The organism is Amycolatopsis sp. NPDC043887, assembly GCF_056435665.1.
In genome coordinates this window covers 94,587-105,320 of the sequence record NZ_JBWKEB010000023.1, presented here as the reverse complement: position 1 = coordinate 105,320, position 10,734 = coordinate 94,587, and the positions used below count along the sequence as shown (strand labels likewise).

7 protein-coding genes are annotated in these 10,734 nt (G+C 70.2%); 4 read left to right on the top strand and 3 right to left on the bottom strand.

Annotation, left to right across the window (positions count from 1 at the left end; translation table 11 throughout):
- Nucleotides 1–365: 365 nt before the first annotated feature.
- On the bottom strand, nucleotides 366–779 hold the full coding sequence (locus AC069H_RS38920; RefSeq protein WP_478235646.1) for a hypothetical protein: 414 nt from the start codon (nucleotides 777–779) through the stop codon (nucleotides 366–368).
- A gap of 89 nt (nucleotides 780–868) precedes the next feature.
- On the bottom strand, nucleotides 869–1,783 hold the full coding sequence (locus AC069H_RS38915; RefSeq protein ID WP_478235645.1) for a glycoside hydrolase family 16 protein: 915 nt from the start codon (nucleotides 1,781–1,783) through the stop codon (nucleotides 869–871).
- A 121-nt stretch (nucleotides 1,784–1,904) separates the two neighbouring features.
- Here AC069H_RS38915 and AC069H_RS38910 point away from each other — a divergent pair, with 121 nt between their 5' ends.
- Genes AC069H_RS38910 through AC069H_RS38900 form a run of 3 tightly spaced genes read left to right on the top strand, consistent with a single transcriptional unit; the run spans nucleotide 1,905 to nucleotide 6,356 of the window.
- Nucleotides 1,905–2,615, top strand: a complete 711-nt coding sequence (locus AC069H_RS38910) for a GntR family transcriptional regulator (RefSeq protein WP_478224811.1) — start codon at nucleotides 1,905–1,907, stop codon at nucleotides 2,613–2,615.
- Nucleotides 2,616–2,667: 52 nt separating this feature from the next.
- A complete protein-coding gene (locus tag AC069H_RS38905) occupies nucleotides 2,668–6,063 on the top strand; it encodes a TM0106 family RecB-like putative nuclease (RefSeq protein WP_478235644.1) in 3,396 nt (1,131 codons plus the stop codon).
- The gene (locus tag AC069H_RS38900; RefSeq protein ID WP_478235643.1) at nucleotides 6,060–6,356 is read left to right on the top strand and encodes a hypothetical protein; all 297 of its coding nucleotides are present in this window, start codon (nucleotides 6,060–6,062) and stop codon (nucleotides 6,354–6,356) included. Before AC069H_RS38905 ends, AC069H_RS38900 begins: the two co-directional genes overlap by 4 nt.
- A 1-nt stretch (nucleotide 6,357) precedes the next feature.
- Here AC069H_RS38900 and AC069H_RS38895 read toward each other — a convergent pair whose 3' ends face one another.
- The gene (locus AC069H_RS38895) at nucleotides 6,358–9,441 is read right to left on the bottom strand and encodes a BTAD domain-containing putative transcriptional regulator (RefSeq protein WP_478235642.1); all 3,084 of its coding nucleotides are present in this window, start codon (nucleotides 9,439–9,441) and stop codon (nucleotides 6,358–6,360) included.
- Between the two features lie 121 nt (nucleotides 9,442–9,562).
- On the opposite strand from AC069H_RS38895, the gene AC069H_RS38890 reads away from it, so the two are divergent.
- Nucleotides 9,563–10,432, top strand: a complete 870-nt coding sequence (locus AC069H_RS38890) for an alpha/beta fold hydrolase (protein WP_478235641.1) — start codon at nucleotides 9,563–9,565, stop codon at nucleotides 10,430–10,432.
- The last annotated feature ends 302 nt before the right edge of the window (nucleotides 10,433–10,734 follow it).

Here is a 10,734-nt window from a genome sequence, read left to right as displayed (position 1 = left end):
CAATCCGGCTGGAAAGTCCGCATGACCAACGGGCGGCCCGAATTCATCCCGCCCCAATACCTCGACCCGCTACAGAAGCCCCGCCGCTGAAGCCCCGAGGAGCCCGCCGACCCCACCGGCGACGGGCCCCTCGGCATGCCCACGTTCAGTTGAACCAGGTACCGAACATCGAACTCTGCGACCGACCGCCAGGCGCTTCCCGAGATCGACAGCTTGCGCTTCGGTGAGCAGGCAGATGTAGTCGGTGACGGCCCTGCGCACCGGGCCGCCTTGTTGTCATCGAAGGTCCCTTTCGCCTCATCGTCACGCTTGATGTCGCGGTAGATCACGCGGAGCTGGATGGGGATCTTCGGGCTGTTCGGCGACTACTCCAGACACATGAGCAACCGGTCGAAGAGCGAACCGATGCTCCTCTTCTGACCTTCCTGCTGGATGGCCAGCGGCGGCCTGTCGATCACGTAGAACCACGTGAGCTCCTTCAGCGCGGCCACCCGGTACTGACACTCTTCATCGACTTCGACGTAGGGGGCTTCGTCCACGAGCCGGACCGCGTCCACGACGCCTGGGCCGACGATCGCGTCGATCTGCTCCCGGAAGCGATATTCGTTGAAACCGTTGATCTTCTTCAACCGTCGGCGACCATGCTTGAGTATGCGGTTGTCGTCGATCGCGAGATTGCGCAAAGGGATCAGCCCGGCCCGGAAGTAGTCCTCGAGGTCGTGCGTCGCGTAGCTGATGTCGTCGGCCCAGTCAATCAGTATCGCGTTCGCGGATCTCAACTCACCGCGGCTGAAGTCTCTCGCCCACTCGAAGTCCTTCCGTTCAGTCTGATAGGCGCCCCATTTGTCAGCCGATCCACGGCTCCTGTCTAACAGCCACCGAGATCGTCGGCGAACCGCACGCCCGAGGATCGGTACGACGCGGCCCGTTCGGTGGCGGCCTGCGGCGTCAGGACCTCGTTCTTCGCGTAGTAGACCCAGTCGACCTGCTCGAGGTAGGCACTCGTGCCGCCGCTGTGCTGCGTGAGATCGATGAACCACTGGTTGAAGTTCAGGGACATGTTCTGCCGCGGGTACACGTCGAACGGCCCGCTGCGGTCATGGTCGGCCACCAGTGCGCCGTCGATGTAGTACCGCACATGGCCGCCGGACACGGTCGCGACGACGGAATGCCAGCCGTCGATGCTGCGGCGCTGGCTGTCGCTCTTGTTCTCGGCGTACCACGGATCCGGCGTGTAGGTGTGCCAGCTGGTCTGGAAGTTCACCGGGCCCGCCTCGCCCCAGCCGCCGTTCGGCAGGTACTCCGAGAAGTCCAGCTCGCTGTAGATCGGGTCGTTGTCGTAGCGGAGCGGGCTGATGGTGAAGAACGTCTGGTTGATCCGGTCACCGTCCGGGCCTGACACCGGCGCGTCGGAGAAGCGGATCCGGGCCGCGTAGGTCCCCTCGAAGAACCGCCGGTCGGGTTGCATGATCTCGGTTTGCGTCGTGCCCGCGGGCGTGCCGTCGGTGGTGGAGGCGAGCTGCAGCACCTTGTCCCCGTCGGACGTCGGGAAGGTGATGCCCTCCGGAGCCCAGCGCGCACCGCCGACGCCGGGGCCGCCGGCGCCGGAACGCACCTGCCAGCCGTGCCGGCCGAGGAGCCCGTCGGTGTGCGAGCCGTAGTGGAAATCGTCGAACAGTGCCCCGCAAGCGGCCGCTCCGGCCGCGGCACCCGGCGCCACAGCCAGTGCGGCGACCGATAACGCCGCGACGGCGGCGGCGCGAAACTTCCCTGAGGTCGACATCGTCGTCTCCTTTACCACTGGTCAGTTTCTTTCACCGTCTCCCCGCGAAGTGGTAAAGTCAATAGGTCTAGACAACTTGTCCACCAGCCAATTCACGCTGACCACTGGGTAGGCTGTGGTCATGCGGCGAACAGAGGTCAAGGACCGGCTCCGCCAGCTCATCGAGCGGCGGCAGCCGGGTGAGGTCCTGCCTTCCGAACGCGCGCTGAGCAGTGAAATCGGCGTCTCGCGCCCCACCCTGCGAGCCGCGATAGACGAACTGGAGCGCGACGGGCTCGTGGTCCGCGAGCACGGCCGCGGCACCTTCACCGCTCCGCGCAAGATCTCCCAGGACCTCGTTCCCGCCACCGGCGGCGAGCAGTTCGCCCCACCCGCCGAGGGGCACTGGACCAGCCGGGTGATCGAGTTCTCCACCACGCCGGCGGGCGCCCGGCTCGGCAAGCGCCTCGAGGTCTCCCCCGGCCACACGCTGGTGGCCGTCACCCGCGTCCGCGTGGTCGAAGACGCGCCGATGGCGATCGAACGGATCCTGGTCCCCCGGGATCTCGTGCCGGACATCACGGCCGCGGGCTTCGAATCCGGTTCGTTCTACGAACTGCTCCGCACCCGGTACGAGGTCGTTCCCGCGACGGCCGTGCAGATCATCGAGCCGACCGTCACCGACCCCGACGAATCCGGCCTGCTCGGCGTCCCGCAGCATTCCCCCGCGCTGCTCTTCGAGCGCACCACCCGCGACGCGGGCGGCCGCGTGATCGAGTACACCCGCTCCCTCTACCGGGGCGACCGCTACCGGATCACCTCACATCTGAAGTTCGACCACACCTCCGGCTGACTCCGGCGCGCCGAGACCGTCCATCCGGGAGTCCGTGCGAGACTCCCGGGCGATGTACACCCCGTCCGATCTCGCCGACCTGCTCGAATGCGAGCACCGCAGCCTCCTGAACCAGGCGCTGGCCGCCGGCCTCCCGGGAGCGCCACGGCCGGGCTCCGGGCCGGATCAGCTGGCGGTCACGCACGGGCGCGCGCACGAGGCCGCGACGCTGGACAAGCTGCGCGGCGAACGGAGCGCCGTCGTCGAGATCGACGAACGCGACCCGATCGTCGCCGCGAAGGCCACCGAAGAGGCGCTACGGGCCGGCGCGCCGGTGATCTACCAGGCGGTTTTCCACGACGGCGAGTTCTCCGGCCGCGCCGACTTTCTGATGCGGGACGACGAAGGCCGCTACGAGGTCTATGACACGAAGCTGGCCAGGCACGCGAAGCCTGCCGCAGTCGTCCAGCTGACCGCGTACGCCGACGCGTTGCGCCGGGCGGGCTGGCCCGCCGGTCCTCGGATGCATCTGCTGCTGGGCGATCACAGCACGCGGTCGTTCCGCGTCGACGACTTCCTCCCGCTGGTAAACCGGCTCCGCGCCCGGCTGCGGAACCGGCCGCCGACCCTGCCGGTCCCGCTGTGGGCCGACGAGCGGCCCGCGTGCGGCGGCTGTTCCTACGCCGCGCACTGCGCGAGCGCCCGCGAGGCCGATCGCGATCTTTCGCTGGTCGCGGGGATGCGCGGCGACCAGCGGCGCAAACTCGTCGCCGCGGGCCTCGGCACCATCGACGCGCTCGCGGCCGCCGCTCCGGAAGACCGGCCGCGCGACATCTCGACGACGTCGTTCACCACGCTGCGCGCCCAGGCCGCGATCCAGGTAAGGCAGGACGCCACCGGGCAGATCGCCTACGAGGTCATCGATCCGGACACGCTGGCCGAACTCCCGCCACCCGCGCCCGGCGACGTGTTCTTCGACATGGAAGGCGACCCGTACGCCTTGGCGGGCGAGGGGCTCGAATACCTCTTCGGCGCCGTTACCGTCGAGGAGGGCACGAAGTTCACGCCGTTCTGGGCGCACAACCGGTCGCAGGAGAAACGGGCCTTCGAGGAGTTCGTCGACTTCGCCACCGCGAGGCTCACGGAGCATCCCGGTTCGCACGTCTACCACTACGCCCCGTACGAGGTCACCGCGATCAAGCGGCTCGCCGCCGTGCACGGGACCCGCGAGGACGCCGTCGACCACCTGCTGCGCAGCGGTGGTCTGGTGGACCTGTATTCCGTGGTGCGCAAGGCACTCCGGGTCTCGCAGCGGTCGTACTCCATCAAGTACCTCGAACCGCTCTACATGCCCGAGGCCCGCGACGGCGACGTCAAGACCGCGGTTTCGAGCATCGAGGCCTACGAGGAATACCTGACACTCACCGCCTCCGGCGAGACCGAACACGCGGACGAAGTGCTGCGCGGGATCGGCGACTACAACGAATACGACTGCGTCTCCACGTTGCGGCTCTTCGAGTTCCTCCACAAAGTCCGCGTGGAGGAAGGGATCGCGCTCGCCGAGCCGCCGGAAGAGTCCGATGTGGACGCTCTGCTCCGGCAAACCGAGGAGGACGTCGCCGCCCAGAAACGCGCCGAACGCGCCGCGCAGCTGGCCGCGCTGGTCGATCCGCTGCTGGACGGGCTTCCCGACGATCCGGCCGAGTTCACCGGAGAGGATCGCGCCCGCGCGCTGCTGGCCGCGTCCGTCGGCTACCACCGCCGCGAGACGAATCCGGCGTGGTGGGAGTACTTCCGCCAGCTGGCCGCCCCGCTCGGCGATCTGGAGACCGACAACGCCTGCACCGTCCCGGTCTCGTTGGAGGCCGGGAATTGGGTGCCGCCGTCGGGCCGGGTCCGGAAGGCGAAGCGCTCGCTCGTGCTTCGCTGCGACCCGGACCGGCCGCATCCCTTCGCCCCCGGCGACGACGTCCGCCTGCGGTACGGAGCGGCCGCGAGGGACGCCAAGGTCGTCTCGGCCACCGCCGTCGAGCTGACCCTGGAAGAGAGCTGTCCGCCCGACGAGACCACCGCCGACCGGCCGGTCGCGGTATTGCCCGGGAGCCCGGTCCGTCCCTCCCCCAAGGACGACGCGGTCGCGGATCTCGCCCGCCTCGTCGTCGACACGCTGCCGGTGCTGCCCGCCCATCCCGGCGTCGATCTCCTCCGGCGTACGACGCCGCGGCTGCGCGACGACCGGGGCTTGCCCGAACCCGGGCCGGACCTGGTGACCACGGTGATCGAGGCCGTCGAGGCGCTCGACGGCTCCACGCTCGCCGTCCAGGGCCCGCCCGGCGCGGGCAAGACGTACCTCGCGGGCAGGCTGATCGCGAAACTCGTGCGCGCGGGCAAGACGATCGCAGTCACGTCGACCAGTCACAAGGCCGTGGAGAACGTGCTGTCGGCCGCGCTCAAGAACGCGCCGGATCTGCCGTGCGCCAAACGCGCCAAGCGGACCCCGGATCCAGCCGCGCCGTGGGAGCAGCCGAAGACCAATCCCGCGCTGGTGAAATGGCGCGAGGAGCACGACACCGGACATCTGGTCGGCGGGACGGCTTGGACGTTCGCGAACGCCGCGATCCGGGAAGAGCCGTTCGACCTGCTGATCATCGACGAGGCGGGCCAGTTCGCCCTCGCCGACGCGCTCGCGGTGTCGATGTGCGCCAAGAATCTCCTGCTGCTGGGCGATCCGCAGCAGTTGCCGCAGGTCGTGCAGGGTACGCATCCCGCGGGCGCCGAAGCGTCCGCGCTCGGACACCTGATCGACGAGGCGGACATCATCCCGGCCGAGCTCGGGTACTTCCTCGACGAGACCCGCCGGATGCATCCGGCCGTCTGCGCGCCGGTGTCGCGGCTGTCCTACGCGGGCCGCCTGCACTCGCATCCCTCGGCGGCCGAGCGGTCGATCGACGGCGTCGAAGCGGGCCTGTACCTCGCCGAGGTCGACCACCACGGCAACACGACACGGTCGATCGAGGAGGCCGAGGCGGTCACCTCCCTCGTCGCCGAACTCCACGGCCGCGCCTGGACCGATCACGGCGAGCCCCGGCCGCTCGGCGACGAGGACATCCTGGTGGTGGCGCCGTACAACCTGCAGGCCAGGGTCGTGGCCCGCGCACTGGACCAGGCCGGGCACCCCGGCGTCAGGGTGGGCACCGTGGACCGGTTCCAGGGGCAGGAGGCGCCGGTGGTGATCACCACCATGACCTCGTCGTCGGCCGTCGATCTGCCGCGTGGCCTGGACTTCCTGCTCTCCCGCAACCGGCTCAACGTGGCGCTCTCACGGGCGCAGGCGCTCGCGATCGTGGTCTGCTCGCCGCAGCTGGTCGAAGCCGACATCCGCACGGTCGACCAGATGCGGCTGGTTTCGGGCATGCTCGGGTTGATGACCGAAGCCGTGCCGTGGCACGCAGGACGGAGTGGACGATGACCGAGAACAGCCCGGACAAGAAGCCGGAGATCCTCGACGCCGAGATCGTCGAAGAGACCCCGACCGCGCCGGTCGAGGTCCCGGAGCCGGATTACAGCGAGAGCGGCGTGCCCTCGTTCGACCACGTGCGGGACCGGATCGAGCAGCGCTACACGACGTCGCTGGGCTCGACCGAGCTCGCCGGGCTCGGCGGCAAGGAAGACGTCGCTTCGCTCGACAAGAAGATCGCCGACCGCGACAAGGCCGCCAAGGACAAGCTGGCCGAGATCCGCCGCGCGATGCGCGAGCAGTGAGCTAACCCCAGTGCGGTGAACCGGCCTTCACCGCGATTTCCCGCGCCTTCCGATAGTGCTCGGCGGCCGCTTCTCGCAGGCCGAGGGCGGTGGCCAGCTCGCCGAGGTAGTACGCGACCGGGCGGAGGGTGAGCATCCCGCTCCCGGCGCCGGCGATCTCCCCTTCGGCGGGCAGGAGTTCGGCGTACAGGCGTTCCATCGTCGTCCGGTCACCGAGTTCGAGCGCGACGACGGCGTGCAGACAGGTGCGTGCCTCGAACAGCAGGTCTCTTGGCGAATCCGGGATCGGGAGCACCGGGCGGCACCAGCTTTCGTAAGCGCCGTAGTCGTCTTCCAAAGCTTCCGGCGGCAAACCACGCTGGATCCGGTCGCAGTACAGCGCGAGCGCGAGGATCCCGTTGTCCACACCGGACATGGCCGTTCCCGCGAGACCCGCCGCCGCGGCGCGGTAGGCGGCCTCCCCACCGGGACCGGTCATCGCGGTCCGCATCGCGCGATACCACCGGGTGAACACGCCGACGAGCGGAAGACCGTATCGCTCGCCGAGTTCGTCCGCCGACGCGGCGTGCCGGTCCGCGGCGGCGAAATCCGCGAGCGCGCTCTTCGCCTGCAGGAGCACGAGGTGCCCGAGCACCTCGAACGTCACAAGTCCGTGCCGCGCGGCGAGGTCGACCAGTTCGGCGCCGATCGCGGCCCGCTCGGGGGCGAGACCGGCGCGGTCGAAGGACTGCAGGAACCGGGCGTTGAGCGCGAACGCCAGCAGAGCCGGATCTTCCAGCCGCCGGGCGAGCTCCTCGGCTTCCCGGGCCGCCTCGCGTGCCCGCGGTCCACCCGCGTTCCGCATCTCGACGGCGAGGGTCGCCAGCAGACGGCACCGCTCGGCCATGTGTTCGGCGGGCAAGGCGGCGAGGGTGCGCTCGACGGCTTCCGCGATCCGGGAAGCGAGTTCCCTGTCGTCGCTTTCGGTCCAGCTGGCGGGGACGTCGAAGGCACCGATCACCCGTGCGGTCAGCAGTGGATCGTCCAGCTTTTCGGCCAGTTCCAACGCTTCGGCCCGATGCTTCCGCGACTGGCCGAGCCCGCCGGCGACGGCCGAAGCGCGGGCCTTGCCCATGATCAGCTCCAGCCGCTTCGCCGTGTCGGAGGCGCCGGAGCGGTCGTACGCGTCGAGTGCGGCGTCCCAAAGGCGTGCCGCTTCCGTTGACGCGAAACGGTTCTCGGCCCGTTCGGCGGCGGCCTGCGCGTACCGCGCGGCACGGTCGTCGTGCTCCTCCGACAGGAGGAAGTGGTGCGCCAGGGCGTCGACCTCGTCCGGGCGGAGATCTTCCAGCGCCTCGGCGATCTCGCCGTGTTCGCGGGCGCGCCGTGAACGGGAGAGATCGTGGTAGAGCGTGTCCCGCACGAGCGCGTGCGCGAACCGGAACCGGCGCGGCGCCCGCTCGGTCAGGAATCCGCGCCGGACCGCGATCTCGGCGGCGTCGAGCGCGGTCTTCCCCACCAGGGTTTCGAGAACGTCCAGATCGACGTCCGTCCCGATCACCGCCGCCCGCCGCACCACGCCGCGGACGTCGTCCGGCAGCGCGTCCACCCGGTGGCGGACGACGTCGCGGACGCCCGGCGGCACCGCGTCCAAGGCGGCCACGCCTTCGGTGGCCAGCAGGCGGGCGAGTTCACGGACGAAGAACGCGTTCCCGCCGGTGCGCCGATGGAGTACCGCGGCGGTTTCCGGATCGATCTCTTCTCCGGTCGTGGCACGGACCAGGCCGGCGACCTCGGTCTCGGGCAGGCCGCCTAGATAGATCCGGGCAGGCTCGTGGCGAGCGGCCCTGGCGAGGAAGTCCGTCAGCCGGGCGGGTGGGTCGGTGCCGCGATAGGTCGCGATGATCGACACCGGTTCGGCCAGCACCGAGGTCAGCAGCGCCAAGGTCTCTTCGCCCGCCCAGTGCAGGTCGTCGAGGACGAGCAGGAGCGGCGCGGCAGCGGACAGATGAGCCGCGACGGCGCGATGCCACCGCCAGCGCGCGGCCAGTGGGTCTTCGGTCCCCGGCTCCGCCGTCGGCGCCGGGCCGTACCCGGCGTCGGCGAGCGTGGCCAGGATCCGGGTCCAGGCGTAGGCGGGCGGCGCGCCCTCGTCGTCGGGATCGCTTCCCCACGCCGTGGTCCAGCCTCGCGCGGCGAGACGTGCGGAGAACGCTTCGGCGAGCGCGGTCTTCCCCACCCCGGCGTCGCCGGAGACGAGCACCAGCCGAGACCGCGTCACGGCTTCTTCGAGCTCGGCCAGCTCCGCGTCGCGCCCGACCAGTGGCCGCTTGGCGATCTTGGGCGCGGACGGCTCCAGCCGAGGCGCTTGCGCGAGGATGTCGGCCTCCAGTTCCCGCAGGCCGGCGCCGGGATCGATGCCGAGTTCGTCGGCGAGGTGTTCGCGCGCCGTGCGCAACACCGCCAGCGCGTCACCCTGCCTCCCGGCGCGATAGAGCGCGAGCGCCAGAAGCCGGGAACCGTTCTCCCTCAGCGGATGCGCACGCACCAGCCCTTCCAGCCCCGGGATAGCCTCGGCGGCGCGCCCGAGCGCGAGGAGCGCTTCGGCACGGAGTTCTCCCGCCAGCGAACGGAGTTCGGTCAAGCGGGAGACTTCGCCGACGGCCCAGCCCTCCTCGGCGAATTCGGCGTACGCGGGGCCGCGCCAGAGCGCGAGCGCTGTGTCCACTTGCGACAGTGCCGCGTCCGGCCGCCGGGCGTCGAGCAGTTCACGGGCCGCTGCGACGGCGATCTCGAAGTCCCACGCGTCGACGGAATCGGCGCGCAGAGCGTAGCCGCGGGCGACCGTGACGAGCAGCCGCGCGGGCTCACGGGGCGCGCGATCCGGCTCGAGGGCGCGGCGCAGGGCACCGACGAACGTCTGGACGGCGCCGACCGCGCCCTCAGGCGGGCGTTCCCACAGGTCGTCGGCCAGGCGTTCCACCGGCACGACCCGGCCACGGGCGATCAGCAGCCTGGCCAGCACCGCGCGGTGCCGCGGGCCCTTGAGCCCGGCTTCGCCCCGCGCGTCCTCGGCCACGAGCGGACCGAGCACCCCGAACCGCATCGTCACCTCCTCGCTGCACCGACGGTGATCATCGTGCCCCGGCCGCTCGGTCGCCGCTGACCGGGTGCTGATTCGGGCCGGGGACGCTGGCGATCGTCACGGAACGACCAGGAAGGTACCCATGCGCATCACCGGATTCGACTACCAGCGCGTGCCCGTCGCGGACGGCGTTGCGGTCAACGTCGCCGTCGCCGGGACGGGCAGCCCGATCGTGCTGCTGCACGGTTTCCCCGAGACCCACCTCATGTGGCGGCACGTCGCGGCGGATCTGGCGGCCGACCACACCGTCCTCTGCCCTGACCTGCGAGGATACGGCGAAAGCGACAAGCCCGCCGACACCGGCGAGACCTACTCGAAGCGGTCGATGGCGGCTGATGCCGTCGCCGTCGCGAAGGCCTTCGGTCACGACCGGTTCGCCCTCGCCGGGCACGATCGGGGCGCGCTGGTGGCGCTGCGCGCCGGCCTCGACCACCCGGACAAGGTGAGCCATCTCGCGATCCTCGACGTGCTGCCGACGCTGGACATGTGGGACGTCCTGCACGGCACCACCGCCGCGGTCGGCTTCCACCTCTTCCTGATGGCCCAGCCGTCCGGACTGCCCGAACAGCTGATCGGCGCCGCTCCCGACGCGTTCTTCGGTCACTTCCTCGACGCGTGGACCCAGCGCGGCGACGCGATCCCGGCCGACGTCCGGGCCGCGTACCTGGAGGCGTCACGGAACGCGGTGACCTCGATCGTCGCCGACTACCGCGCGTCGGCCGGCATCGACGTCGAGCACGACCAGGCGGATCGCGCGGCGGGCAACCGGCTCACGATGCCGCTCACCGTGCTCCAGCAGGATTGGGGCGCCGCACTGGGCTACGACGCCGTCGCGCTCTGGCAGGCGTGGGCGACCGACTTGGACCATCGGACGGTCACGTCGGGGCACTTCATGGCCGAGGAATCACCGGCGGAGGTGGTGAAGGCGCTGCGGGACCTGCTCACGCGCTAGGCCGGCTACCAGGTAGAGGCGACGCGCCGCCAGTGTCCACAAAGGGTCGTGAGTGATAATGATCGTTCTATAGAGGGGTAAGGCAAACGTGGCGTGCCGGAGTTGGCGGCAGGAGCGGGACTCGCCGACCAGGCACCTTCCAACTGTTCATAACGGACTTTTTCCGCGGTGACAGTGTCCGACTTGAGTTATTTGCACGGTTCGGCGAGGGGGTCGTGGGGGGGGTTTTTGGTTTTCCCCCCAAACCCCCCCCCCCACCCCCCCTTTGTGCCCCCACCTCGTGGTCGCCTCAGCAGCCAGTC